Annotated in this window: 31 protein-coding genes; 11 read left to right on the top strand and 20 right to left on the bottom strand. The window is 67.8% G+C overall.

Annotated elements, in window-relative coordinates; translation table 11 throughout:
• Positions 1-52 precede the first annotated feature (52 nt).
• On the top strand, positions 53-1,459 hold the full coding sequence (locus LJF27_RS06465) for an NAD(P)/FAD-dependent oxidoreductase (protein ID WP_003102335.1): 1,407 nt from the start codon (positions 53-55) through the stop codon (positions 1,457-1,459).
• A 34-nt stretch (positions 1,460-1,493) separates the two neighbouring features.
• A complete protein-coding gene (locus LJF27_RS06460; protein ID WP_003091873.1) occupies positions 1,494-1,838 on the top strand; it encodes a cupin domain-containing protein in 345 nt (114 codons plus the stop codon).
• Between the two features lie 19 nt (positions 1,839-1,857).
• Here the strand turns inward: LJF27_RS06460 and LJF27_RS06455 are convergent, their stop codons facing one another.
• The 7 genes from LJF27_RS06455 to LJF27_RS06425 all read right to left on the bottom strand — a co-directional run bounded on the left by LJF27_RS06455 (position 1,858) and on the right by LJF27_RS06425 (position 7,027).
• Positions 1,858-2,628: a crotonase/enoyl-CoA hydratase family protein gene (locus tag LJF27_RS06455; RefSeq protein ID WP_003091874.1), complete on the bottom strand. Its 771-nt coding sequence runs from the start codon at positions 2,626-2,628 to the stop codon at positions 1,858-1,860.
• A gap of 116 nt (positions 2,629-2,744) precedes the next feature.
• Positions 2,745-3,656 (bottom strand): SDR family oxidoreductase, encoded by a 912-nt coding sequence (locus LJF27_RS06450; protein ID WP_003102332.1) that lies wholly within the window; start codon positions 3,654-3,656, stop codon positions 2,745-2,747.
• 115 nt (positions 3,657-3,771) lie between these two features.
• A complete protein-coding gene (locus tag LJF27_RS06445) occupies positions 3,772-4,065 on the bottom strand; it encodes a hypothetical protein (RefSeq protein ID WP_003111018.1) in 294 nt (97 codons plus the stop codon).
• Positions 4,066-4,163: 98 nt separating this feature from the next.
• Positions 4,164-5,060, bottom strand: a complete 897-nt coding sequence (locus LJF27_RS06440) for an alpha/beta fold hydrolase (protein WP_016253115.1) — start codon at positions 5,058-5,060, stop codon at positions 4,164-4,166.
• Positions 5,057-5,836: a class II aldolase/adducin family protein gene (locus LJF27_RS06435; protein WP_003114490.1), complete on the bottom strand. Its 780-nt coding sequence runs from the start codon at positions 5,834-5,836 to the stop codon at positions 5,057-5,059. The genes LJF27_RS06440 and LJF27_RS06435 overlap by 4 nt, the downstream gene beginning before the upstream one ends.
• Before the next feature lie 128 nt (positions 5,837-5,964).
• On the bottom strand, positions 5,965-6,651 hold the full coding sequence (locus LJF27_RS06430; RefSeq protein WP_003102323.1) for an LrgB family protein: 687 nt from the start codon (positions 6,649-6,651) through the stop codon (positions 5,965-5,967).
• A complete protein-coding gene (locus LJF27_RS06425; RefSeq protein ID WP_003091885.1) occupies positions 6,638-7,027 on the bottom strand; it encodes a CidA/LrgA family protein in 390 nt (129 codons plus the stop codon). The genes LJF27_RS06430 and LJF27_RS06425 overlap by 14 nt, the downstream gene beginning before the upstream one ends.
• A gap of 95 nt (positions 7,028-7,122) precedes the next feature.
• Between LJF27_RS06425 and LJF27_RS06420 the strand changes: the two genes are divergently transcribed.
• Positions 7,123-8,016: a LysR family transcriptional regulator gene (locus LJF27_RS06420; RefSeq protein WP_003114492.1), complete on the top strand. Its 894-nt coding sequence runs from the start codon at positions 7,123-7,125 to the stop codon at positions 8,014-8,016.
• Between the two features lie 139 nt (positions 8,017-8,155).
• Here the strand turns inward: LJF27_RS06420 and LJF27_RS06415 are convergent, their stop codons facing one another.
• A complete protein-coding gene (locus LJF27_RS06415; protein ID WP_003102319.1) occupies positions 8,156-8,608 on the bottom strand; it encodes a flavodoxin in 453 nt (150 codons plus the stop codon).
• Between the two features lie 279 nt (positions 8,609-8,887).
• On the opposite strand from LJF27_RS06415, the gene LJF27_RS06410 reads away from it, so the two are divergent.
• The 6 genes from LJF27_RS06410 (at position 8,888) to LJF27_RS06385 (ending at position 12,041) form a co-directional block, all read left to right on the top strand.
• On the top strand, positions 8,888-9,445 hold the full coding sequence (locus LJF27_RS06410; RefSeq protein ID WP_023117057.1) for a hypothetical protein: 558 nt from the start codon (positions 8,888-8,890) through the stop codon (positions 9,443-9,445).
• A gap of 110 nt (positions 9,446-9,555) precedes the next feature.
• Complete coding sequence (gene folM, locus LJF27_RS06405; RefSeq protein WP_003091895.1) at positions 9,556-10,260, top strand: dihydromonapterin reductase; 705 nt, start codon at positions 9,556-9,558, stop codon at positions 10,258-10,260.
• Positions 10,261-10,277: 17 nt separating this feature from the next.
• On the top strand, positions 10,278-10,838 hold the full coding sequence (gene folE / locus LJF27_RS06400) for a GTP cyclohydrolase I FolE (protein WP_003091896.1): 561 nt from the start codon (positions 10,278-10,280) through the stop codon (positions 10,836-10,838).
• 1 nt (position 10,839) lies between these two features.
• A complete protein-coding gene (folX, locus tag LJF27_RS06395; RefSeq protein WP_003091897.1) occupies positions 10,840-11,211 on the top strand; it encodes a dihydroneopterin triphosphate 2'-epimerase in 372 nt (123 codons plus the stop codon).
• A 128-nt stretch (positions 11,212-11,339) separates the two neighbouring features.
• Positions 11,340-11,651 carry a DUF1244 domain-containing protein gene (locus LJF27_RS06390; RefSeq protein ID WP_003091898.1) on the top strand — a complete coding sequence of 104 codons (312 nt, stop codon included), beginning with the start codon at positions 11,340-11,342 and terminating at the stop codon, positions 11,649-11,651.
• A 51-nt stretch (positions 11,652-11,702) separates the two neighbouring features.
• On the top strand, positions 11,703-12,041 hold the full coding sequence (locus LJF27_RS06385; RefSeq protein WP_003091899.1) for a HopJ type III effector protein: 339 nt from the start codon (positions 11,703-11,705) through the stop codon (positions 12,039-12,041).
• Between the two features lie 179 nt (positions 12,042-12,220).
• On the opposite strand, the gene LJF27_RS06380 is transcribed toward LJF27_RS06385, so the two are convergent.
• From LJF27_RS06380 to LJF27_RS06335, 10 genes are all read right to left on the bottom strand, one after another.
• Positions 12,221-12,436, bottom strand: a complete 216-nt coding sequence (locus LJF27_RS06380) for a TOBE domain-containing protein (RefSeq protein ID WP_003091900.1) — start codon at positions 12,434-12,436, stop codon at positions 12,221-12,223.
• 40 nt (positions 12,437-12,476) lie between these two features.
• The gene (ssuB, locus tag LJF27_RS06375) at positions 12,477-13,301 is read right to left on the bottom strand and encodes an aliphatic sulfonates ABC transporter ATP-binding protein (RefSeq protein ID WP_003102311.1); all 825 of its coding nucleotides are present in this window, start codon (positions 13,299-13,301) and stop codon (positions 12,477-12,479) included.
• Positions 13,298-14,086, bottom strand: coding sequence for an aliphatic sulfonate ABC transporter permease SsuC (gene ssuC, locus LJF27_RS06370; RefSeq protein WP_003102309.1), 789 nt, complete (start codon positions 14,084-14,086; stop codon positions 13,298-13,300). The genes ssuB and ssuC overlap by 4 nt, the downstream gene beginning before the upstream one ends.
• A 20-nt stretch (positions 14,087-14,106) precedes the next feature.
• Positions 14,107-15,255: an FMNH2-dependent alkanesulfonate monooxygenase gene (ssuD, locus tag LJF27_RS06365; RefSeq protein ID WP_003091910.1), complete on the bottom strand. Its 1,149-nt coding sequence runs from the start codon at positions 15,253-15,255 to the stop codon at positions 14,107-14,109.
• 77 nt (positions 15,256-15,332) lie between these two features.
• Positions 15,333-16,304, bottom strand: coding sequence for a sulfonate ABC transporter substrate-binding protein (locus LJF27_RS06360; RefSeq protein WP_003117542.1), 972 nt, complete (start codon positions 16,302-16,304; stop codon positions 15,333-15,335).
• Positions 16,305-16,422: 118 nt separating this feature from the next.
• Complete coding sequence (gene ssuE / locus LJF27_RS06355; protein WP_003091915.1) at positions 16,423-17,016, bottom strand: NADPH-dependent FMN reductase; 594 nt, start codon at positions 17,014-17,016, stop codon at positions 16,423-16,425.
• Between the two features lie 153 nt (positions 17,017-17,169).
• A complete protein-coding gene (locus tag LJF27_RS06350; RefSeq protein ID WP_003091922.1) occupies positions 17,170-17,919 on the bottom strand; it encodes an ABC transporter ATP-binding protein in 750 nt (249 codons plus the stop codon).
• Positions 17,916-18,740 (bottom strand): ABC transporter permease, encoded by an 825-nt coding sequence (locus tag LJF27_RS06345; protein WP_023117058.1) that lies wholly within the window; start codon positions 18,738-18,740, stop codon positions 17,916-17,918. The genes LJF27_RS06350 and LJF27_RS06345 overlap by 4 nt, the downstream gene beginning before the upstream one ends.
• A gap of 3 nt (positions 18,741-18,743) precedes the next feature.
• On the bottom strand, positions 18,744-19,748 hold the full coding sequence (locus tag LJF27_RS06340; RefSeq protein WP_003119578.1) for an aliphatic sulfonate ABC transporter substrate-binding protein: 1,005 nt from the start codon (positions 19,746-19,748) through the stop codon (positions 18,744-18,746).
• Between the two features lie 250 nt (positions 19,749-19,998).
• Positions 19,999-20,637, bottom strand: a complete 639-nt coding sequence (locus LJF27_RS06335) for a peroxiredoxin (protein WP_003102302.1) — start codon at positions 20,635-20,637, stop codon at positions 19,999-20,001.
• A 205-nt stretch (positions 20,638-20,842) separates the two neighbouring features.
• On the opposite strand from LJF27_RS06335, the gene LJF27_RS06330 reads away from it, so the two are divergent.
• Positions 20,843-21,052, top strand: coding sequence for a DUF6316 family protein (locus LJF27_RS06330; RefSeq protein ID WP_003102301.1), 210 nt, complete (start codon positions 20,843-20,845; stop codon positions 21,050-21,052).
• A gap of 202 nt (positions 21,053-21,254) precedes the next feature.
• Positions 21,255-22,826 (top strand): malate:quinone oxidoreductase, encoded by a 1,572-nt coding sequence (locus LJF27_RS06325; protein WP_003102300.1) that lies wholly within the window; start codon positions 21,255-21,257, stop codon positions 22,824-22,826.
• A gap of 223 nt (positions 22,827-23,049) precedes the next feature.
• On the opposite strand, the gene LJF27_RS06320 is transcribed toward LJF27_RS06325, so the two are convergent.
• Entirely contained in the window at positions 23,050-23,715 is a 666-nt protein-coding gene (locus LJF27_RS06320) for a YceH family protein (protein ID WP_003091932.1), read from the bottom strand.
• A 128-nt stretch (positions 23,716-23,843) separates the two neighbouring features.
• The gene (locus LJF27_RS06315) at positions 23,844-25,028 is read right to left on the bottom strand and encodes a thiolase family protein (protein ID WP_003102299.1); all 1,185 of its coding nucleotides are present in this window, start codon (positions 25,026-25,028) and stop codon (positions 23,844-23,846) included.
• Positions 25,029-25,136: the final 108 nt, after the last annotated feature.

Below are 25,136 nucleotides of genomic sequence, written 5' to 3'. Positions count from 1 at the left end.
CATCTTCCTACCCTCGCCGCATTCCCCCTTCCCTCTCGCTATGGAGCCCTCTATGTCGGCCTGGCGCCACCTCAGCCTGTGGATGAATCAACTGGACGATCCGCTCGAAGCGCGCCCGTCCCTGGAAGAATCCCTCGAGGTCGACGTGGCCATCGTCGGCGCCGGCTACACCGGCCTCTGGACCGCCTATTACCTGAAGCGCCGGGCGCCGCAGTTGCGCGTCGCCATCGTCGAGGCAGAAACCGCCGGCTTCGGCGCCTCGGGGCGCAACGGCGGCTGGCTGATGGGCAACCTGCTCGGCGAGGACGGCCTGCTCGCCGGCTTGCCGCCGGAGCGGCGCCGGGCCGGCTACGACCTGCTGCACGGGATTCCCGACGAAGTCGCGCGGGTGCTGCAAGAGGAAGGCATCGACTGCGACTACCGCAAGGGCGGCGTGCTCTACTGCGCGGCGCGCTACCCGGAACAGGAACGCCGCCTGCGCGCCTATCTGCATGATCTCTATGCCGAAGGCCTGGACGAAAGCGACTACCGCTGGCTGACGCCGCAGGAACTCGACCAGCAGTTGCGCATCCCCGGCAGCTACGGGGCGATCCATTCGCCGCACTGCGCCACCATCCAGCCGGCCAGGCTCGCGCGCGGCCTGGCCCGCGCGGTGGAGCGCCTGGGCGTGCGGCTGTTCGAGAAGAGCCGGGTGCTGCACTGGCAACGCGGCCTGCTGCGCACCGAGCGCGGCGAACTGCGCGCCGAATGGATCGTACCGGCAGTGGAAGGCTACGCCGCCAGCCTGCCGCCGCTGGGCCACTACCAGTTGCCGGTGCAGAGTCTGCTGGTGGCCACCGAGCCGCTGCCGTCGTCGGTCTGGGCGGAGATCGGCCTGGAGCGCGGCCAGGCCTTCAGCGAATTCAGCCGCCAGGTCACCTACGGCCAGCGCACCGCCGACGACCGCCTGGCCTTCGGCGCGCGGGGCGGCTACCGCTTCGGCGGCAAGCTGCGCAGCGACTTCAGCCTCGACGACGAGGAAGTCGGCCTGCGTCGCTACCTGTTCGGCGAACTCTTCCCGCTGCTCAAGGACGCCAGGATCAGCCACACCTGGGGCGGCAACCTCGGCATGGCCCGGCGCTTCCGCCCGCACATGTTGCTCGACCGCGCCAGTGGCATCGCCCTCTCCGGCGGCTACGGCGGCGAAGGGGTCGGCGCCAGCAACCTCGGCGGCCGCACCCTGGCCGCGCTGATCCTCGGTGAGGACAGCGAGCTGCTGCGGCAGCCCTGGGTGCTGGGCGAGCGTCCGCTGGACAGCCTGGCCCGCTGGGAACCGGAACCCTGCCGCTGGCTCGGCTACAACGCGATCATCCGCAGTTTCGTCCATGAGGACCGGGTCCTTGCCGACCCGCACAGCGCGCCCTGGCGCCGCAGCCTGGCGCAAACCCTCGCGGCCGGCATGGAAAGCCTGATGCGCTGAGAATCCCCTCCACCTCCCACAGAGGAAAAACCGCATGGCCCTGACCCTTCTGAAAAATACCGCCGGCGCCGATCTTGGCGCCGCCAGCCCGGTCGCGGTGCCCCTTGGCGAGCCGGTCGCGCAGACCCGCGCCTACGCCGTGGAGCGCACCGACCAGGTGGAAACCGGCATCTGGGAATGCACCCCCGGACGCTGGCGGCGGCAGATCGTCGAGCAGGAGTTCTGCCACTTCCTGCAAGGCCGCTGCACCTTCACCCCGGACGGCGGCGAGACCATCCGCATCGAGGCCGGCGATGCCCTGCTGCTGCCGGAGAACAGTCTTGGCGTGTGGGATGTGCAGGAAACCGTGCGCAAGAGCTACGTGATCATCCACCGCTAGCCCGGGCGGCGCGACGGCGTCACTCGAAGCGCCCGTGGCGCCCCTCGCCGTCCTTGAAGCGCTGCGCGCCCTCCAGGGTCTCGCCGCTCTCGATCACCGCCAGCCCGCCCTGGAATTCGTTGGCCAGGGCCACGTCGAAGGACAGTTCCCACTGCGCGTATACGCTGGCGCGATCGGCGAGCATGCAGGTCTGCGGGAAGGCGGCGAGTTCCGCCGCCAGCTCCTCGGCCTCGGCTCGCGCCGAACCGCTCGGCACCACCCGGTTGGCCAGGCCGATCTGCAACGCTTCGTCGGCCTTCACCGGACGCCCGGTGAGGATCAGGTCGAGCGCCCGGCCCTGCCCGACGATCCGTGGCAGGCGCACGCTGCCGCCATCGATCAGCGGCACCCCGAAACGCCGGCAGAACACTCCGCAGATAGCGTCCTCGGCCATCACCCGCAGGTCGGCGAGCAGCGCCAGCTCCAGCCCGCCGGCCACCGCATAACCTTCGATGGCGGCGATCAGCGGCTTGCCGAGCTGCATGCGGCTCGGCCCCATCGGTCCGTCGCCCTCCGCCTCCAGGCGATTGCGCCGCTCGCCATCCTCGGCCACCGCCGCCAGGTCGGCGCCGGCGCAGAAATTGCCGCCGCTGCCGGTGAGTACCGCGACCCGCGCCGTATCGTCCGCTTCGAACTCGCGCAGGGCGTCGGCCAGGGCCTGGGCGGTCGGCCGGTCCACCGCATTGCGCCGCTCCGGGCGAGCGATGACCAGGGTGGTGACCGGGCCGTTGCGTTCGACGATGACACTCATGACAGACTCCCTGCGGAAAAAGCGAAAAAAGACACCGGCCGGATGGCAGAAGACCGGCGTCAGCCGGTCTTCACCTTAGTCCTTTTCCCGCGGCCGCGCCGCATCCGCCGGGCGTCTCAGAGCGCGTGCTTCTGCAGGTTGGCCATCATTTCACGGAGCGCCTCGACGTTGTCCGCCGGGTGCGCGGCGTTCTCGAAGTCGCAGATCTGCTGCCAGTGCGCGGCCACGTCCTCGGCGTCGAAGCCGGCCTTCGGATCGAAGCCGAAGCCCAGGCTGCGTTCCCAGCGTACCTTGCCGATCCAGCCACCGCCGACCTCATAGAGCCCCGAGGTATCCTCGCAGGCCGAACTGCCGAGGTAGACCACCAGCGGGCTGACCAGCTCCGGCTTGAGCTGCTCGAAGACCTGCGGCGGGATCAGCCCCTCGGTCATCCGCGTACCGCCGGTGGGGGCGATGGCGTTGACCAGGATATTGTTCTTGCGCCCTTCCAGGGCCAGGGTGCGGGTCAGGCCGTAGAGGCCGAGCTTGGCCATGCCGTAGTTGCTCTGGCCGAAGTTGCCGTAGATGCCCGAGGTCGAGGAGGTGAACACCACCCGCCCGTAGGCCTGCTCGCGCAAGTGCGGCCAGGCGGCGCGAGTGACCTTGTAGGCGCCTTCGACATGCACCTGGTAGACCAGGTCCCAGTCGGCGTCCTCCATCTTGTGGAAGGTCTTGTCACGCAGGATGCCGGCATTGTTGACCACCACGTCGACGCGACCGAAGGCGTCCAGCGCGTTCTCCACGATCCTGCCGCCGTCCGTGACCGAGTCGTGGTTGGCCACCGCGGTGCCGCCGGCGGCACGGATCTCCGCCACCACCTTGTCCGCCGCCGAGGCACTGGCGCCTTCGCCATGGGTGCTGCCGCCGAGGTCGTTGACCACCACCTGGGCGCCATGCTTCGCGAACAGCAGGGCGTGGGCGCGGCCAAGGCCGCCGCCGGCTCCGGTGACGATCACGACTTGGTCGTCGAAACGCAGGGCATCGCTCATGTTCGGGACTCCAGGACAGTAGGAAGGATTGCCCGAGTGTCGGCCAGCCCGCCGGCGGGGACAAGGCTTCGCGCCGCCATGAATGGCGCCCGATAAGGCAGCGGGATGTTCCGCTTCAGTCGAACGGAATGTACAGCCGGCCACGCGGGCCGAGCTTGAACAGCCACCAGTCGTAGTTGTGCCGGACCACCACCAGCAGCAGGCTGCCGAGCAACGCGAGGCCGGCGCCGACGGCGTACCAGCGACTGCCTTCCTGCCAGCACAGGTAGCCGAGCCCGAGCGCCAGCAGCAGGCCGAGTTCGGCGAGGACCATCCCGGACTGGCGGATGAACGGTTGCGCCTGCACCATCTGGCGGAACAACCAGGAGCCCTCGTCGAACACGCGCAAGGGAGAAACGGGATCGTGCATGGAGACCTCCATGGGTGACGAAACGCCTCGTCCAGCGAGGCGCCAGCACCCTAGCCCCGATCCTTGCGCGATGGCACTTGCTGCAATCTCAAACTCGCTTAAGAAAACTCTGAATCATCCAGTCGGGCGCGAAACGCCAGGTAATGTTCGAGCACCGCCGCCGGCGCTTCGATCTGCGGATAATGGCCGATGCCATCGAGCAGCACGCAGTCGGCATCGGCGACCAGTTGCCGGTAGCGCTCGACCATGTGCGCCCCGGAGATCGGGTCGACGGCTCCGTCGATCACCCGCAACGGCACCCCGCCGTGCTGCAACGCCGCCACCCAGCGCTCACGCTGCTCGCGGCGGTCGACGATGTAGCGGATCAGGCGATGCATCACCCGCTGCCCCTGGTTGCTTTCGATCAGGCTCCAGAAGGCATCCAGCTCGGTCTCGCCGGGCTGGCTGCGCGGGCCGAAGACCTTGGCGAAGTTGCGCGCCAGGGCGCGGCGCTCGAACAGCCGGCCGAACAGCCCGCCCAACGGGCTCAGCAACAGCTTCTGGCTGAGCACCGGGCGGTGCGTTTCCGGGAACAGCCCACCATTGAGGAACACGCAGGAGGCGAGCCGCAGCCGGCCTTCGTGATGGCGGGCGAGCAGTTCCTGGGCGACGCTGTCGCCGTAGTCGTGGGCCAGCACGTGCAGCGGCTCGTCGATTCCCAGGCGGCCGAGCAGCGCCTGTTGCAGGTCGGCCTGCTCCAGCAGGCTGTAGCGATGGGCGCGCGGCTTGGCCGAATCGCCGAAGCCGAGCAGGTCGCAGACCAGCACGCGGTAGCGCTGCGCCAGCGGCTCCCAGAGGTAGTGCCAGTCCCAGGCGGCGCTGGGAAAACCGTGGATCAGCAGCAACGGCCGACCCTGCCCGGCTTCCCAGTAGCGGATCGGGAAGCCCTTGAAATCCAGGGTGCGGCCCCGCCTCCGCCAGGCCTCCAGTGGAATGCCGGGCAGCGCCGCGGTCACTGGCGGTAGCCCGGGTTCTGCTGGTCGAGCTTGCGCAGCAGCGCCGGCCAGGCGAGCTGGCCGCCCATGCCGGTCTTGCTGCGCATCACCCCGGCGATCATGTCGCGCGCGCCGGCGAGGATCTGCCCCGGGATGTGGATCAGCTCGGCGCCGCCGCTCTGCGCCATCACCTGTACCTCGCAGGCGCGTTGCAGGGTGAACATCATGAGGAAGGTATCGGCGATGGAACCGCCGCAGGTGAGCAGGCCGTGGTTGGGCAGGATCAGGAAATTGCTGGCCCCCAGGTCGGCCTGCAGGCGGGCCTTTTCCTCATGGTTCAGGGCGACGCCCTCGTAGGCGTGGTAGGACAGGCTGGAGAGCACGAACAACGATTGCTGCGACAGCGGCAACAGGCCCTGCTTCTGGCAGGACACCGCGATCCCCGCGGCGGTATGGGTGTGCAGCACGCACTCGACGTCGTGGCGGACCTCGTGCACCGCGCTATGGATGGTGTAGCCGGCCGGGTTGATCTCGTAGGGGCTGTCCATCAGCTTCTTGCCGCTGGCATCCACCTTCACCAGGCTGGAGGCGGTGATCTCGTGGAACATCAGGCCGAACGGGTTGATCAGGAAGTCCTCGGTGCCCGGCACCTTGGCCGAGATGTGGGTGAAGATCAGGTCGTCCCAACCGTGCAGGGCGACCAGCCGGTAGCAGGCAGCGAGATCGACGCGGGTCTGCCATTCGGCGGCGGAGACCTGGGCTTGCACATCGGCGGGCAGGGAGTGAACGGCGGTCACGGCGGCATCCTCTTTTGTCGTTATCGGATGCCCGCAGTCTAGCCCCGCCCTCCTCCGGCGACTGTCGCCGGGCTTACACTCGCGCGCCGGCTGAATGGCGGAGGATTCAGCCGGCCTATGCGCGCAGGCTACAGGCAGTGGGCGACCAGGGGCGCGACCAGCAGGTTGAACAGCCCGGTGAGAACCATCAGCAGACCGGCCGCCGAACCTTCCTCGCCGCCGAACTCGTAGGCCCGACTGGTGCCGGCGCCGTGCGCGCCGACGCCGAACAGCGCGCCGCGGGCCAGCGGCGTGCGCAAGCGCAGGACGCGCAGCAGGGTGCCGCCGATCACCGCGCCGAACACCCCGGTGATCATCACGAAGGCGGCGGTCAGTTCCGGCACGCCACCCAGGTCGTGGGACATCTCCATGGCGAACGGCGTGGTGATCGAGCGCGGCAGCAACGACAGCGTGACCTGGCCGTCCAGCGCCAGGGCCTGGGCCAGCGCCCAGGAGCTGCCGATGGCCACCGCGGTGCCGGCGAACATCCCGGCCAGCAGCGCCGGCCAGTGGCGCATCAGCAGCTCGCGCTGCTGCCAGATCGGGATGGCGAAGGCCACCGTCGCCGGACCGAGCAGCGCCACCAGCCAATTGGTGTCGCGGGCGTAGTCGGCGTAGCGGGTATGGGTGGGAATCGCCAGGGCGTAGAGCAGCACCGGGACGAACACGATGGGCGACAGCCAGTACCACTTCACCCGGCGGTACAGCTGGCGGCTCAGGAGGTAGCCGCCGACGGTCGCCGCCAACCAGAACAGGGCTTGCTTATCGAGACTCATGGCGCGCCCTCCAGCGGCACATCCACTCCACCGACACCGCGGTGACCAGCATCACCAGCAGGGTGCTGAGCATGATCACCAGGAGGATGCGCCAGCCCTCGCTGCGTAGCAGCGCGCCGTAGTCGAGCAGGCTCATCAGCGCCGGGATGAAGAACAGCAACATCTCCGCCAGCAACAGGCCGGCCCCGGCCTGCAGCCAGGCCGGACGCAGCAGGCCGCTGGCGAACAGCAGCAACAGTGCCGCCAGGCCGACCACCCCGCCCGGCAGCGGCAGGCCGATGGCCTTCGCCAGCCAGCCGCCGGCCCACCAGAAGGCGATGAGTACCGCCAGTTCGGCGGCAAGGCGGGACAGACGGCGGACGAGCGGGGGCAACATGGGAAAGGCCTTGGCTGGGAAATCGGGGATGGAGAAAGGATAAGGCCCGGCCTATCATCCCCAAAGCGAATTGTCCGCATGAGAGCCATTCCAGAATGGAATTCCGTCAACTCCGCAGCTTCGTCGAAGTGGTCCGCCAGGGCAGCTTCACCCAGGCGGCTCAGGTCCGCCACGCCAGCCAGTCGACCATCAGCAAGCAGGTCGCCCAACTGGAGCAGAGCCTTGGCGTGCAGGTATTGGAACGCAACGGGCCGCACGTGCGCCTGACCGACGCCGGCGCCGTGGTGTTTCGCCGCGCCGAGGAGATGCTGCGGCTGCGCCGCGACCTGCTCAGCGAATTGGACGACCTCAGCCAGCTCAACCGTGGCGAACTGCGCCTGGGCCTGCCGTTGCTCGGTGCCGACGCGCTGTTCGCCCAACGCTTCGCCGAATACCGGCGGCGCTATCCGAACATCGCCGTGCACCTGGTGGAGGGCGGCAGCAAGACCATGGAGCAGGCGGTGCTGGCCGGCGAGCTGGAATTGGCCGGCAGCCTCACCCCGGCGGACGACGGCTTCGACTACCAGCCGTTCTGCAACGAACCGCTGGACGTGCTGCTGCCGGCCGGGCATCCCAAGGCCGCTGCCGCCAGCGTCGCCCTCGGCGAACTGGCGGACAGCCCGTTCCTGCTCTACCAGCAGAGCTTCACCCTCAACGACCGCCTGCTGCGCGCCTGCCTGGAGGCCGGCTTCAGCCCGCGCGAAGGCGGCCGCAGCGGCCAGGCCGACTTCCTCGGCGCGCTGGTGGCGGCCAACCAGGGAGTGGTGCTGCTACCACGGGTGATCGCTCGCGAGATCGAACGCCCGGGAGTGGTGCGGGTCCTGCTCAGGGAGCCGGACCTGCGCTGGGACATCGCCTTCATCTGGCGCCGTGGCGGCTACCTGTCGCGGGCGGCGCAGGCCTGGCTGGAGCTGCTGCGCGAGCAGCCGCTGGAGGAAAGCCCGGCGTAGGACGAATAACCGCCAGCTCGGCAGAGGCTACGGCGGATAACGCCTGGGGGCGTTATTCGCCCTACCGCTTGCTCCCTCCCCGTGCAGGGCGAATAACCGCCACGCGGTTATCCGCCGCCTCGGCGGGGTACGCCCGGGATCAGCCCTTGAGGGCGGCGGCGAACTCGGCCAGCCAAGGCTCGGCGTCGGTCTCGGGGGTAACGGTTTCGCTGGCATCCAGGCGCAGCATCGGCAGCACTTCGCGCACGCCCAGTTCGCCGAACAGTTCGCGAACCTGCTCGCCGCCACCGCAGAACGTGTCGCCGTAGCTCGAATCGCCCAGGCCGATGACCCCGCCCGGCAGGCCGTGCCAGGCCGGCAGTTGGTCGCGGATCGCGTAGTACAGCGGTTGCAGGTTGTCCGGCAGTTCGCCCATGCCGGTGGTCGAGGTCACCACCAGGAATGCCTCGGGGGCGAAGGCCTTGAGTTCGTCGAGGCTGGCGCGGGGCAGATGGGAGGCCTCGAGGCCGGCCGCGGACAGCAATTTCTGGGCGTGCCGGGCGACTTCTTCGGCGGTGCCGTAGACCGAGCCGGAGAGAATGGCGACTTTCATGAACACTCCGTAAGCCAACAGGGGTAAGCCGGGCATTATGCCGCATGCGTACGCCGAGCGGGACGCACCGAATCAATGCAGACAGGCTGCAAAAGCACCATTTCGGTGCGCACCCTGTCATCGGGATGTCATCGCGCTGCCGTAGACACGGCAGCGAACCTTCGCCACCACGGCGGGAACGATCCTTGCCTGTCCTCCGACGCAGCCCACCACCCCCGGCGCTGCGCCGTTGTCCGAGGGCGCCCACGAAGCGCACTCAACCGTTCCAGGAGATACACGATGTCTACCGCTCCCGTTACCCTGCTGGTGGCCCGCCGCGTCGCCGCCGGCCGTTACCGCGACTTCCTCGCCTGGCAGCGCGAAGGCGAAGCCCTCGCCGCCGACTTCCCCGGCTACCTCGGCTCCGGGGCGCTGGCGCCGCCCGCCGGCGGAGACGAATTCCAGATGATCTTTCGCTTCGCCGACGACGCCACCCTCGCCGCCTGGGCCCACTCCGCCTCGCGCCAGGCCTGGCTCGAACGCGGCCAGGGACTCTTCGACGAACCGCGCGAGCACCGCGCCCACGGCCTCGCCGCCTGGTTCGACGACAACCGCAAACCGCCGCGCTGGAAGCAGAGCGTGGCGATCTGGCTGGCGTTCTTCCCGGTCTCGCTGGCCTTCAACCTCGGCGCCGGCCCCTACCTCGGCGAGCTGTCGCTGGCCGCGCGGGTGCTGCTCAGCACGCTGGTCCTCACCCCGTTGATGACCTACTGGTTCATCCCTCTCTCCAGCCGCCTGCTCGCCCCCTGGCTGCACCGCCGCCCGCAGCACGCCGCCAGCCTGCCGGAAGCGCACTGACGGCTTGCCGCCCACCCCGGCGGGGTGGGCCGTAGCGCAAGGCTTTGCCCGACTGGCTCAGTCGGGTACCCTGCATCCATCCGATTCCCTTCGCCTGCTGTGAGAGTCCCATGGCGACAGCCCCGATCCTGATCACCGGCGCCAGCCAGCGTGTCGGCCTGCATTGCGCCCGCCGCCTGCTGGCCGACGGCGAGTCGGTGATCGTCAGCTACCGCAGCGAACGCCCGGCGCTGGACGAACTGCGCCAGGCCGGCGCGCTGACCCTGCACGCCGACTTCGCCAGCGAGGCCGGCATCTTCGCCTTCATCGGGGCCCTCCGACAGCATACCGACAGCCTGCGAGCGATCGTCCACAACGCCTCGGACTGGGTCGCCGAGACGCCCGGCCACGAAGCCGAGGCGTTCCAGCAACTGTTCAGCGTGCACATGCTCGCGCCCTACCTGATCAACCTGCACTGCGCCGAGCTGCTGGAACGCTCGCAGCCCGCCGACATCGTCCACCTCACCGACGACGTGGCGCGCAAGGGCAGCGCCCGGCGTATCGCCTACTGCGCGAGCAAGGCCGGGCTGGACAACCTGACCCTGTCGTTCGCCGCGCGCTTCGCGCCGAGGATCAAGGTCAACGCCATTTCACCGGCACTGGTGATGTTCAACGACGGGGACGATGCCGAATACCGCGCCCGCACCCTGGCGAAATCCGCCCTCGGCATCGAACCGGGGCCGGAAGTCATCTACCAGAGCCTTCGCTACCTGTTGGACAACCCCTACGTCACCGGGACCACCCTGACCGTGAACGGCGGCCGCCACGTCAAGTGAGGCGCCAAGGACCCCTTATGAACCCAGCACTTTCCCAGCATTACCGGGAGATCCTCGTCGGTCTCGGCGAAGACCCGCAGCGCGAAGGCCTGCTCGACACCCCGAAGCGCGCGGCCAAGGCCATGCAGTACCTCTGCCACGGCTATGGCCAGACCCTGGAGGAAATCGTCAACGGCGCGCTGTTCGCCTCGGACAACGATGAAATGGTCATCGTCCGCGACATCGAGCTGTACTCCCTGTGCGAACACCACCTCCTGCCCTTCATCGGCAAGGCTCATGTGGCGTACATTCCCACCGGCAAGGTGCTCGGCCTGTCGAAAGTGGCGCGGATCGTCGACATGTTCGCCCGCCGCCTGCAGATCCAGGAGAACCTCACCCGGCAGATCGCCGAGGCGGTCCGCCAGGTGACCAGCGCCGCCGGCGTGGCGGTAGTGATCGAGGCCCAGCACATGTGCATGATGATGCGCGGGGTGGAGAAGCAGAACTCGCAGATGTTCACCTCGGTGATGCTCGGCGCGTTCCGCGACTCGAACACCACCCGCCAGGAATTTCTGCAATTGATCGGAAGGAGCAAGTGACATGCCGCGACTGGAACCGGGAATGGCGCGAATCCGCGTCAAGGACCTGCGCCTGCGCACCTTCATCGGGATCAAGGAGGAGGAAATCCTCAACAAGCAGGACGTGCTGATCAACCTGACCATCCTCTACCCGGCCGCGGATGCCGTGGAGGTCAACGACATCGAGCACGCGCTGAACTACCGCACCATCACCAAGGCGATCATCCGCCACGTCGAGGAGAACCGCTTCGCCCTGCTCGAACGGATGACCCAGGAAATCCTCGACCTGGTGATGGAGAACCCGGCGGTGCGCTACGCCGAGGTGGAAGTGGACAAGCCGCACGCGCTGCGCTTCGCCGAGTCGGTCTCGATCACCCTCGCCGGCCACCGCTGAGGCGGCCGACGAGCGAACCGCGCGAAGACGCGCACAAGCGTTGCCCGCCGGCCGCGCCAACTCTTATCATCGCCGGACCTGGCCCTGTGCCTTCACCCTGCCCCGAGCCATCGTCGAGAAACACCGCCATGACCGCAGCCAACCTCACCGAACAGCAACGCCTGGAACTCGAAGCCGCCGCCTTCCGCACCCTGGTCCATCATTTGCAGACCCGCAAGGACGTGCAGAACATCGACCTGATGAACCTCGCCGGTTTCTGCCGCAACTGCCTGTCCAAGTGGTACAAGGCCGCCGCCGACGACCTCGGGGTGGAAGTCAGCAATGACCAGGCCCGCGAAGAGATCTACGGCATGCCCTATGCCGAGTGGAAAGCCAAGTACCAGAAAGAAGCGAGCCCGGAACAACAGGCCGCCTTCGCCAAGAGCCAGGGCAACGCCTGAGGCCACCGGGCCCCTTGCCAACCCTGCCCCAGACACCATGAGCCTGTTTCGATGACCCTGACCGACTTCCGCGCGCGTCTGCGCAGCGAACACCACCTGTTCACCGACACCCTGGCGTTCATCGCCGAGCACTACAGCTACACGCCGAGCGCCTTCGACAACGGCAGCGTGAGCAACCCGGCCGGGCAGAACGAAGGTTCCTGCAAGACCCTGGGCTTCGCCATCCTCGAGGGCCTCAGCCTCGAGGAAACCCTGCTGGCCTTCGGCGAGCACTACCGTGCGGTGCGCGACAACCCGGAAGGCGACGACCACGCCAACATCCGCGCCCTGCAACAGACCGGCCTGGCCGGCGTGCATTTCGAGCGCCAGCCCCTGTCGCGCCGGGGCTGAGAAGTCCCGGTCGCCCCCACGGCGGATAACCGCGAGCGGTTATTCGCCCTACCGACCGCTCCATAGCGACCCACGACAGCCGTCGCCACCGGCCGGCCTTGCCGATACGCGACGAAAAAAGGCGGGGCCCCATCGGGGTCCCCGCCCTTCTCGGCGCCGCAAGCGCGGCGCAGCCAGCGTCACAGCTTGGCGATGGAGACCTCGGTGGACTTGACGAAGGCGATCACTTCGCTACCGATGGCCAGCTCCAGTTCCTTCACCGAACGCGTGGTGATCACCGAAGTGACGATCCCGGCAGCGGTCTGCACGTCGATCTCGGAGAGCACCGGCCCTTCGATGATTTCCTTCACGGTGCCCTTGAACTGGTTACGAACGTTGATGGCTTTGATGGTCATGGCGTTTCTCCTGGGGGGATTCGGAACGAGGCATGGTTGGTTAGAGCGCCCAGCGCAGTTGCGTGGGCAGGGGTGAAACGGGCTCGGGTTGCGGCGGCAGCTCCGGCTGCGCCAGCACCCGGTTGAGCACTTCGGCTTCCAGCGCGGCCAGTCGCGCCGAGCCACGCGAGCGCGGCCGGGGCAGTTCCACCGGCAGGTCGAGGCCGATCTCGCCGTCCTCGATGAGGATCACCCGGTCGGCCACCGCCACCGCCTCGCTGACGTCGTGGGTGACCAGCAGGACGGTGAAACCGTGTTCGCGCCAGAGTCCTTCGATCAGTTGCTGCATCTCGATCCGGGTCAGCGCATCGAGCGCGCCGAGCGGCTCGTCGAGCAACAGCAGGCGCGGCTCGTGGATCAGCGCGCGAGCCAGCGCGACGCGCTGCTTCTGCCCGCCGGACAGGGCCGCCGGCCACTCGTTGGCACGCTCGGCCAGGCCGACCGCCCGCAGCGCCTGCAGGGCCTTCGCCCGCCAGTCGCCGCGCAGGCCAAGGCCGACGTTGTCGATCACCCGCTTCCACGGCAGCAGGCGCGAGTCCTGGAACATCAGCCGGGTGTCCTCGCGGGCCTCGGCCAGCGCCGCCGAGCCGGCCAGCAACTCGCCGCGGCTGGGCTGGTCGAGGCCGGCCAGCAGGCGCAGCAAGGTGCTCTTGCCGCAGCCGCTGCGGCCAACGATAGCGACGAACTGCCCGGCCGGAACCAGCAGGTCGATGTCCTTGAGCACCTCGCGCTCGCCGAAGCGCCGCGCCACTCCGCGCAGGGCCAGCGGGATACCGCGCTTGAGGCGCTGCGGAGTGCCGCCAAGGGCGGCGTTGTGGGCATTCATGCGCCACCTCCCTTGACCTGGTAGGCCGGGTGCCAGCGTAGCCAGACGCGTTCCAGGCCGCGGGCGGCGAGGTCGGCGAGCTTGCCAAGGACGGCATAGAGCAGGATCGCCAGGACCACCACGTCGGTCTGCAGGAACTCGCGGGCGTTCATCGCCAGGTAACCGATGCCGGAGCTGGCGGAAATGGTCTCGGCGACGATCAGGGTCAACCACATGAAGCCAAGGGCGAAGCGCACCCCGACCAGGATCGACGGCAGCGCGCCGGGCAGGATCACCTGGCGGAACAGGGCGAAGCCGGACAACCCGTAGCTGCGCGCCATCTCCAGCAGGCCGGGGTCGATGCCGCGGATGCCGTGGTAGGTGTTCAGGTAGATCGGGAACAGCGTGCCGAGGGCGACCAGGAAGATCTTCGCCGACTCGTCGATGCCGAACCACAGGATCACCAGCGGGATCAGCGCCAGGTGCGGCACGTTGCGGATCATCTGCACCGAACTGTCGAGGAAGCGTTCGCCCCACTTCGACAGGCCGGTGACGAAGCCCAGCACCAGGCCGATGGCGCCGCCGATGAGAAAGCCGATCGCCGCGCGCCAGCCGCTGATCGCCAGGTGCTGCCAGATCTCGCCGCTGCGCAGCAGCGCCCAGCCGGCCTCGAGTACGGCGCTGGGCGCGGGGAGGATGCGGCTGGACAGCCAGCCGAACTCAACCGCCGCCTGCCACACCGCCAGCAGGACCAGCGGCAGCGCCCAGGGCGCCAGGCGCTCGGCCAGTCGTTTGGAAATGCTCATGTCGTTCGCTCCGACCGCTCTCAACTCTGCGCGGCCTGCCGGGGCAGGATGTCGTTGGCCACCATCTCGCCGAACGGGCTGACATAGCCGCGTCCCTCGGGCTGCGCCGGGCGCTGCACGTCGAGGTGCGGGAACAGCAGTTCGGCGACCCGGTAGGACTCTTCCAGGTGCGGATAGCCGGAGAAGATGAAGGTATCGATGCCCAGCTCGGCGTACTCCCTGACCCGCGCCGCCACCGTCGGCCCGTCGCCGACCAGCGCGGTGCCGGCGCCGCCGCGCACCAGGCCGACGCCGGCCCAGAGATTGGGGCTGACTTCCAGGTTGTCGCGCGAACCGCCGTGCAGCGCGGCCATGCGTTGCTGGCCGACCGAGTCGAAGCGCGCCAGGGAGGCCTGGGCGCGGGCGATGGTGTCGTCGTCGAGGTGCGCGATCAGGCGATCGGCGGCCTGCCAGGCTTCCTCGCTGGTCTCGCGGACGATCACGTGCAGGCGGATCCCGAAGCGCACCTGGCGGCCCTGGCGGGCAGCCTTCTCGCGTACCTGGGCGATCTTCTCGGCAACCGCCGCCGGCGGCTCGCCCCAGGTCAGGTACAGCTCGACCTGCTCGGCGGCGAGGTCCTGGGCGGCCTCCGAGGAGCCGCCGAAGTACAGCGGCGGACGCGGCTGCTGCAACGGCGGATAGAGCAGTTTGGCGCCCTTCACCTGGATGTGCTTGCCGGCGTAGTCGACGGTCTCGCCCTCCAGCACGCGACGCCAGATGCGGGTGAATTCGACCGACGCCTCGTAGCGTTCGGCGTGGCTCAGGTGCAGGCCGTCGCCAGCCAGTTCGTCGGGATCGCCGCCGGTGACCAGGTTGAACAGCGCGCGGCCGTTGGACAGCCGGTCCAGGGTCGCCGCCTGGCGCGCGGCGACGGTCGGCGAAATGATCCCGGGACGCAGCGCGACGAGGAACTTCAGGCGCTGGGTTACCGGGATCAGCGAGGCGGCGACCAGCCAGGAGTCCTCGCAGGAACGTCCGGTGGGGATCAGTACGCCGCCGAAGCCCAGACGGTCGGCGGCCTGGGCGATCTGCTGCAGGTAGCCGTGGTCGACGGCACGGGCGCCCTGGGTGGTGCCCAGGTAGTGGCCGTCGCCGTGGGTGGGAAGGAACCAGAAAATCTCGAGGCTCATCGCAATTGACTCCAGGGTGAGCGCGCCGGCGTGGCGTAGCCGCGCGATGATCGTGTCGGTATGTGGGCGGTACGGGCTCAGGGTGCGCTGGCGACCTTGCCGGCCGGTGGCGTCCAGATCACGTCCTTGATGCTCAGCGGTTTGGGAATCAGCTTCAGCTGGGTGAAGGTGTCGGCGATCTTCTGCTGCGCCTCGACCACCGCCGGGGTGATCAACTGCGCGCCGTAGCCCTGGCGCTTCACCGCGGTCAGGGTGATGTCGGCGGGCAGCCCGAGCAGCGGCGCGACCTGCTCGGTCACCTGCTGCGGGTTGGCCCGCGACCAGTCGCCGACCTGGCGGATCTCGTCCACCAGCTTGTCGAGCACCTGCGGATGCCGTTGCGCGTAAGTCCGGGTGGCGAGGTAGAACTGGTGGTTGTCGACCAGCTCGCGACCATCCACCAGGACCCGCGCGGACAACTGCTTCTCGGCGGCGGCCTGGTAGGGGTCCCAGATCACCCAGGCGTCGACGCTGTGACGCTCGAAGGCGGCGCGGGCGTCGGCCGGCGGCAGGTAGACGGGTTGGATGTCGCTGTACTTCAGGCCGGCCTGCTCGAGGGCGCGGACCAACAGGTAATGCACGTTGGAGCCCTTGTTCAGGGCGACTTTCCTGCCCTTCAGCTCGGCCACCGACCGAATCGGCGAGTCCTTCGGCAGGAGGATCGCCTCGCTGGTCGGCGCCGGCGGTTCGTAGGCCACGTAGAGCAGGTCGGCGCCGGCGGCCTGGGCGAATACCGGCGGGGTTTCCCCGGTCACGCCGAAGTCGATGCTGCCGACATTGAGTCCCTCGAGCAGTTGCGGGCCACCGGGAAACTCGGTCCATTGCACCTTCACGCCGTCTTCGGCGAGACGTTTCTCCAGGGTGCCGCGGGCCTTGAGCAGGACCAGGGTGCCGTATTTCTGGTAGCCGATCCGCAGGGTGTTGGCCGACTTCTCGTCGGCCTGAACGCCGTAGGACAGGGCCGCCACCAGCAGGGCCGCCAGTCCACGACGCAAAGCGATGGTGCGCATGGCGCTCTCCTTTGTCGTTGTGGGTGCCGAACCTGCCGCGCCGTTGACGGAACAGTGAGGTCGTCGTGTGTGCGTTGTGCAATCGGGCCGCGGCGCGCGTGCGCTGGCGGCGGACGGATCAGATGCTCCAGCGGGCGTTCACCAGGCGCTCGTTGAGCAACTGCGGGTCGATCGGCTGCGGCCGTCGCGAGAGGGCCAGGTGGAAGGTTTCCAGGGCGTTTTCCAGGCGCTGCTCGAGGACCGGTTCCAGGCGCGCCGGGTCGCTCTCGGTGGCGTAGGCGATCTGCTTGTCCACGGCGAATACGCCATGCAGTACCTCCTGGGCCTTGAGCGCGGCCAGGACCGGCTTCAATGCATAGTCCACGGCCAGCATGTGCGCACTGCTGCCACCGGTAGCGAACGGCAGCACCACCTTGTGCTCCAGGGCGCGCTCGGGCAACAGGTCGAGCAGGACCTTCAGCGCGCCGGAAAACGAGGCCTTGTACACCGGGGTGGCGACCAGCAGGCCGTCGGCGCGGCCGATCTGCTCGGCCAGCGCCAGTACCGGCGGACTGTCGAGGCGGGCACGCAGCAGGTCCTCGGCGGGAAAATCCAGCACCTGGTGGCTGGCCACCTCGACGCCGCGACGGCTCAGCCAGTCCCTGGCACGCTCCAGCAACACCCCGGAGCGGGAGCGTACGCTGGGACTTCCGGCGATGGAAACGACGAGCATGGGGGGATTCCTTATAACCGGAAAACAGAATATTCGTTTGGCTTGCTAACCAAGTTGCATAGACCTTAACAGGCGGCCTCATATTCCAATAAATGTTTTTTATTCATTTATTTATTCCATAAAGCATATAAGAACCCGGTTCGGGGTCTTGCCTCAGAGCACGTGCGCCCGCTGCATTTCGGTCAGGGCCTCGCCGCGCAAGTAGGCCAGCTCCACCGCCCGGCGATCGCGGGGACGCGCCAGCGGTACGTGGAACTCGCGGCGGATGTGTCCGGGACGGCCGCCCATCAGCAGCACGCGGTCGGCGAGATAGAACGCCTCGTCGAGATCGTGGGTGACCAGCAGGACGCTGATCTCGTAGTTCTGCACCACGTCCTGCAGCAGGTCCTGGAGGCGCATGCGGGTGAAGGCGTCGACCGCGCTGAACGGCTCGTCGAGCAACAGCACCTGCGGCCGTCCGTAGAGACCGCGGGCGATCGCCGCGCGCTGCGCCATGCCGCCGGACAGTTGCTTGGGCAGCAATCCTCCGCAGCCGGCCAGTCCGACATCGGCGAGCAGGCGCTCGACCCAGTGCTCGTCCTCCAGCCAGCCGTCGGCGAAACCGACGTTCTGCGCCACCGTCAGCCAGGGCAACAGGCGCGGCTCCTGGAACACCACGCCGATTCCGCCGCTGCGGCCGTTCTCGCCGTCCGGGCCGAAGCCGAGGATCGGGTTGCGTTCGACAGTGCCCTGGAAGTCATCGTCCAGTCCGGCGGCGATCCGCAGCAGGGTGCTCTTGCCGCAACCACTGGGGCCGAGCAGGCTGACCACCTCGCCGGGCGCCAGCGACAGCGCCACGCCCTCCAGCACCCGCGTATCGCCATAGGCCTTGCGAATCTCCAGCAGGTCGAGCAGGCCGCTCATGCGCCGCCCTCCCCGTCGAAGCTGTCGCGCCAGCGCAGGGCCCGGCGCTCCAGCGAGCGGAGCAGGCCATCGCTGAGCTTGCCGAGGGCCGCCAGGACCAGGATCGCGGCGATCACCAGGTCCGGACGCGAGGTTTCCCGACCGTCACTGAGCAGGTAGCCGAGGCCCTGGGTGGCGGCGATCAGCTCCGCCGCGACGAGGAACATCCAGCTCAGGCTGAGCGCCCCGCGCAGGCCGGTGAACAGGTTCGGCAGCGCCGCCGGAAGGAGGATGCGGCGGACCAGGGCGAAGCGCGACAAACGGTAGAGCCGCCCCAGTTCCACCCACTTGCGATCGACCCCGCGTACCCCGGCGACCAGCGCGAGGTAGACCGGGAAGAAGGCGCCGAGGGCGATGAGGACGATCTTCGGCGTCTCGTCGATGCCGAACCAGAGCAGCAGCAGGGGCACCCAGGCCAGGCTGGGGATCACCCGCAGGGCCTGGAAGCTCGGCTCCAGGTAGGCTTCGGCGCGACGACTGAGACCGACCCAGGTACCGACCACCAGGGCCAGGCCGCTGCCGATCGCGAAGCCGGCGGCGACCCGCGCCAGGCTCGCGCCGACATGCCCCCACAGCTCGCCGCGAGCCAGTTCCACCAGGGTCAGCAGGATGCCGCTCGGCGCCGGCATCTGGTAGGCCGGCAGCCAGCCCAGGCGCACCAGCGCCTCCCACGACGATAGTGCCAGCAGCGGCAAGGCCCAGGCCCGCCAGGCGCCCGGCACGCGCAGTCGCCACGCCCGGCGCGAGACTCGCCGGGCCAGTCGCAGGCTCTGGCTGACCATGGCTCAGGGCTCCGTGCGCGCCAACGGGACACCGCCGATGACCTCGGCGGCCCACTGAGGCGCGATCAGTTCGTCGACCACCTTCTGCACGTCCACGCCCGGCCGCACCAGGCGCTCGTCCGCCAGGATCGGCGCCGCGGCCTTGAGCGCGGCGACCTGTTCGGCGCCCGGCAGCGGCTGGCTGAAATCGGTGCGCGACAGTTGCAGGCGAGCCACTTCCAGCGGCAGGCCGGCTTCCTCGGCAAGCAGTTGCGCGGCCTCGTCGGGATGCCCGATCACCCAGTGGCGCGCCTGCTCGTAGGCCGCCAGCACCTGGCGGATCAGTTGCGGATGGCGTTCGGCGAAATCCTCGCGGACATTGAGCACGCCGTAGCTGTTGAAGCCGAGGTTGCGGTAGAGCAGCCGCGAGCCGGCCTGCAACTCGCTGGCCGCCATGTGCGGATCGAGCCCGGCCCAGGCGTCGACCTGGCCCTTCTCCAGGGCTACCCGGCCGTCGGGATGCTGCAGGTGGACGATACGCAGGTCGTTCTTGTCCAGGCCTACGCTGTGCAGGCTGCGGAGCAGGAACAGGTAGGGATCGGTGCCCTTGGTGGCAGCCACCTTGCGCCCCTTGAGCTCGGCGAGGCTGCGGATCGGCGAATCCTTGCGCACCAGCAGCGCGGTCCACTCCGGGCGGCTGGCGACGTATACGGTACGTACCGGGCTGCCGTTGGCCCGCGCGAGTACCGCGGCGAGGCCGGCGGTCGAGGCGAAATCGACGCTGCCGGCGTTAAGGTACTCCAGGGAACGGTTGCTGCCCTGGCTGAACACCCAGCGCACCCGGGTGCCGCTGCCGTCCAGGCTTTTCTCCAGCCAGCCGAACTTCCTGAGCGCCAGGCTGGTGGGGGCGTAGTAGGCATAGTCGAGACGGATTTCAGCGGGGGCGGCGGCGGCCTCTGCCGCGGGAAACACGGCAAGAACGGCGAGCAGGGCCAGCCAGGCCCGGCAGCGACGGAGAGCGGCGATCATGCGTCTGCTCCTGGAAGGAGGTGGATGAGCGAGCCTTCTCCCCGTCTGGCGGGCAAGTCAGAGCCGGTTTCGGAAATGGATGGCGGATAAAAAGCGTCGCGGCGACGCGCTCGCGCACATAAAAAAGAGGGCCGGTCGAAACCGGCCAAAAACCCTGCTCGTGGCTAAACAGCGTTGCATGACGGCACGCACCGTCGAATAAAAGGTCCCGCCTGCCGTGCCTGCCCATGCAGGCGGGACGAATCCGGCCTCAGCGGTTGGGCTGGGGCGTCAGGCGCAGGTAGGGCTTCACCGCGCGGTAGCCTTTGGGGAAACGCCGCTTGATCTCTTCCTCGTCCTTCAGCGAAGGCACGATTACCACCTCGTCGCCGTCCTCCCAGTTGGCCGGCGTGGCGACCTTGTGCTCGTCGGTCAGTTGCAGCGAATCGATCACCCGGAGGATCTCGTTGAAATTGCGCCCGGTGCTCGCCGGGTAGGTGATGATCAGGCGCACCTTCTTGTTCGGGTCGATGATGAACAGCGAACGCACGGTCAGCGTGTCGTTGGCGTTCGGGTGGATCAGGTCGTAGAGTTCGGAAACCTTGCGGTCGGCGTCGGCGATGATCGGGAAATTGACCCGGGTGTCCTGGGTCTCGTTGATATCGTCGATCCACTTCAGGTGCGACTCCACCGGATCCACCGACAGCGCCAGGACCTTGACCCCGCGCTGGGCGAACTGGTCCTTGAGCTTGGCGGTGAAACCCAGCTCGGTGGTGCACACCGGGGTGAAGTCGGCCGGGTGGGAGAACAGCACGCCCCAGCTGTCGCCCAGCCACTCGTGGAGGCGGATGCGCCCTTCGCTGGAGTCCTGTTCGAAATCGGGGGCGATGTCGCCGAGTCTGAGGCTCATGGGGTCACTCCTTGTTCGTGTTGGAGCCCACTATGCCCAAGGCCGGCTGACGTTAAAAAGAATAAATTCAGATTTTCTTATAACCAAAAATAGAATACCCAACCCTTCGCCTGGAAATCCGTCTCCTTTCGTCCGCCGGCCTGCCGCCCGGCCAACCCCCGCCTACACTGAAAACACCTTGGCCCGCTATCCAGGAGTCGCCGTCATGTTGGGGAAACGTTCCACCGATCCCACCCCGGCCACCCGCTTTCGCAGTGATCGCATAAGTTCGGTGAATGGGCAGTACTTCTTCTCCACCCGCGAAGGGACCCTGGAAGGTCCCTATTTCACCCGTTTCGACGCGGAGCGGGAAATCGACGCGTATATCCGCAGGATGCGCCAATCGGCGGAAATCCACGCGCCGGGTTCCCGCTGAAACGATACAGGCGCTGAATTTATTTCCCGGTGGCTGAAACGTTCAAGAAAGGGAAGGCAGGTATTCTCGGCGGAACGCCGAGGCAAATGTCACCGCATGTGAACGCACTCACATCGGGGGTGAGTTCCAGTATCATTCACCCGGTGAATACCTGCCATGTCGTGCGTATCCACGCTTCTCCACGTTTTCTAGCGGTAAATCCATGAAAAAAATCTTATTGATGCTTTTGTGCGTCAGCGTGCTGGGTTGCTCCAAAAACAGCGTCGAATCGGAAAAACCGGTCGACGTGCTCCTGATCGGTGGCGGCATCATGAGCGCCACCCTGGGTACCTATCTGAACGAACTGGAACCAGGCTGGACCATCGAGATGGTCGAGCGCCTGGACAAGGTCGCCGAAGAAAGCTCCAACGGCTGGAACAACGCGGGCACCGGTCACTCGGCGTTCTGCGAACTGAACTACACCAGCGAGGCCGCGGACGGCTCGATGGATATCAGCAAGGCGGTGGCGATCAACGAGAACTTCGAGATCTCCAAGCAGTTCTGGGCCTACCAGGTCGACCGCAAGGTGCTGAACGATCCGAAGTCGTTCATCAACAACGTCCCGCACATGAGCTTCGTCTGGGGCGACGACAACGTCGCCTTCCTCAAGAAGCGCCACGCCGCCCTGCAGCACAGCTCGCTGTTCCGCGGCATGGAGTACTCGGAAGACCCCGAGCAGATCAAGCAGTGGGTGCCGCTGGTGATGGAAGGCCGCGAGCCGGGGCAGAAGATCGCCGCCACGCGCATGTCGATCGGCACCGACGTCAACTTCGGCGAGATCACTCGCCAACTGGTGGGCTCGCTGTCGGCCAAGGACACCTTCAAGCTGCGCCTGCAACATGAGGTCCGCGACCTCAAGCGCAACGACGACAACACCTGGACCGTGACCATGGCCGACCTGGCCAATGGCGACAAGGAAACCAGCGTCAAGGCCAGGTTCGTCTTCATCGGCGCCGGCGGCGGCGCGCTGAAGCTGCTGCAGATGTCCGGCATCCCCGAGGCCGAAGGCTACGCCGGCTTCCCGGTGGGCGGTTCGTTCCTCGCCACCACCAACCCGGACGTGGTCAAGCGCCACCTGGCCAAGGTCTACGGCAAGGCTTCGGTGGGTTCGCCGCCGATGTCGGTGCCGCACCTCGACACCCGCATGATCGACGGCAAGCCGGTTCTGCTGTTCGGTCCGTTCGCCACCTTCTCCACCAAGTTCCTGAAGAACGGCTCGCTGTGGGACCTGCCGGGCTCGGTGACCAGCGGCAACATCGGCCCGATGTTCAACGCCGGCATCGACAACTTCGATCTCAGCCAGTACCTGATCGGCCAGTTGATGCTCAGCCAGGACGACCGCATGGCCTCGCTGCGCGAGTACTTCCCGGAAGCCCGCGACGAGGACTGGAAGCTGGTGCAGGCCGGCCAGCGCGTGCAGATCATCAAGAAGGACGCCGAGAAAGGCGGCGTACTGCAATTCGGCACCGAAGTGGTGACCGCCGCCGACGGCTCCGTCGCCGCCCTGCTCGGCGCCTCGCCGGGCGCCTCGACCGCCGCGCCGATCATGCTGTCGGTGCTGGAGAAGGCCTTCAAGGACAAGGTCGCTACTCCCGAGTGGCAGGCACGCCTGAAGGAAATCGTGCCGTCTTACGGGCGCAAGCTGAACAACGACATCGAGCTGACCAACAGCACCCGTGCCTGGAGCAGCGAGCGCCTGCAACTGATCCACGTGCCGGTACAGCCGGAGGCCTGATCGGCCACCGACGCGCGCGCATGAAAAAGCCCGGCAATAGCCGGGCTTTTTTGGGTTGGCGTTCGCCTTGCGGGGCGGCGCATCGGCGGATAACGCCGCTGGCGTTATCCGCCCTACCCGACAGGCAGCGCCGCCCACAAAGTCACTGCGGGCCGTAGGGCGAACAACCGCTCGCGGTTATCCGCCGGAACCTGCATGTCACCGATTGCGCCCTCCCGCGATATCACGCCCCTCCTTCGAGCCTGGCCAGGCGCTCCTCCAGCGCCGCCAGGCGCGTCTCCAGCTCGGCGATCCGCGCTTCCGCATCGGCCGACAGAGCGGCCGGCGCGGCGCGTTCCGGGTCGCTGCCCATCGCCTCCACGGCGGCCTCGAGGTCGGCCTGGCTGCCGAGCAGGTGCATGTAGCGCTCCTCGCGCTGCCCGGCGCGACGCTCCAGGTGCACGGCCAGGCCACGGCCGGCGAGGCGTTCCAGGTGGTGGCGGATCTGCTCGACGTCGTCGAAATCGTGCAGGCGGTTGCTGCGGGTGAGCAGTTCGTTGAGGGTCTGCGGACCACGCAGGAACAGCAGGCCGAGCAGCGCCACCTGTGGCGCCACCAATTCCAGGCCCTTGCCCAGGGTGTGCTCCCAGCGGTCGGCGCGGCTGCCCATCACCAGCCTGACCAGGCCGCGCCCCTCGAGCTGGCGCAGGCTCTGGCCGACCTGGCCGGGCGTGAGGTTCATCACCGGATCGCGGCTGGTCTTCTGGTTGCAGGCGAGGACCAGGGCATTGAGGGTCAGCGGATAGGTTTCCGGGGTGGTCGCCTGCTTCTCGACGAGGCTGCCGAGAATCCGTGCATCGACGGCGCTCAGCGGGTCGTCGACGAACGGCGAGTTGGGCTCGGTGGACATCGCTACATCCCTATGCAAGGAAAAAGGCGCCTAGCCTAGCGCGAGTCGCCGGGGATGGCACGGAGCGTCATGTAAATAAAACCCATGAGGCGAGCCCCGACCTGCGGGGCCCGCCGTCGCGCACGGGCTCAGCGTACGGCTTCGAACAGCCCGCTGGCGCCCATGCCGCCGCCGACGCACATGGTCACCACGCCGTAGCGCAGGTTGCGCCGGCGCAGTTCGCGGACCAGATGACCGACCTGGCGCGAGCCGGTCATGCCGAACGGGTGGCCGATGGCGATGGAGCCGCCATTGACGTTGTACTTCTCGTTGTCGATCTCCAGCCGGTCGCGGCAGTACAGGCACTGCGAGGCGAAGGCTTCGTTGAGTTCCCAGAGATCGACGTCGGCGATCTTCAGCCCCTTCGCCTTGAGCAGCTTCGGCACCGAGAACACCGGACCGATGCCCATTTCGTCCGGCTCGCAGCCGGCCACGGTGAAGCCACGGAAGAAGGCCTTCGGCTCCAGGCCCAGCGCCAGCGCTTTCTCCAGGCTCATCAGCAGGGTCATCGAGGCGCCGTCGGAGAGTTGCGAGGCGTTGCCGGCGGTGACCGAACCGTCCTCGGCGAACGCCGGCTTCAGCGAGGCCAGGCCTTCGAGGGTGGTGTCCGGGCGGTTGCAGTCGTCGCGGTCGACCACTCCGTCGAGCACCTGCTTCTCGCCGCTGGCCTTGTCCTCCACCGCGTAGCGGGTGGTCATCGGCACGATCTCGTCGGCGAACAGCCCGTCCGCCTGGGCTCGCGCCATCCGCTGCTGGCTCTGCAGGGCGTAGGCGTCCTGGGCCTCGCGGGTGATGCCGTAGCGACGGGCGACGATCTCGGCGGTCTGCCCCATGGGGTAGTAGATGCCCGGCACCTCCCTTTGCAGCAGCGGGTTCACCAGGTGGTCGGTGTTGACGCTCTTCAGGGTCAGGGTGATCGACTCGACGCCGCCGGCGACGATCACCTCGCTGCAACCGGAAGCGATCTGGTTGGCGGCGATGGCGATCGCCTGCAGGCCGGAGGAACAGTAGCGGTTGAGGGTCATCCCCGGCACCTGGATGCCGAGGCCGGAGAGCACCGCCACGTTGCGCCCGATGTTGTGGCCCTGGGCGCCTTCGTTGGAGCCGGCGCCAACGATGCAGTCATCCACCAGCAGCGGGTCGAGGTCGTTGCGCGCCAGCAGCGCGTCGACGCAGTGGGCGGCCATGTCGTCCGGCCGGGTCAGGTTGAACTTGCCGCGGAAGGACTTGGCCAGGCCGGTCCGGACGCTGTCGACGATCACCACTTCACGCATGGGGGTACCCTCGCTGTTATTGTCGGTCGGCCGCCGGGGCAGCGGCCGGATCGAGCGAGGATAAGGCGAGGCAATCGCGCGAGGCACCGATCATTCATCCGGCGTATG

It is taken from the genome of Pseudomonas sp. 203-8, from assembly GCF_020708595.1.
GTDB lineage: Bacteria > Pseudomonadota > Gammaproteobacteria > Pseudomonadales > Pseudomonadaceae > Pseudomonas > Pseudomonas aeruginosa.
Note: the sequence above shows the minus strand (reverse complement) of the source record. Positions and strands in the feature narration are given on the sequence as shown.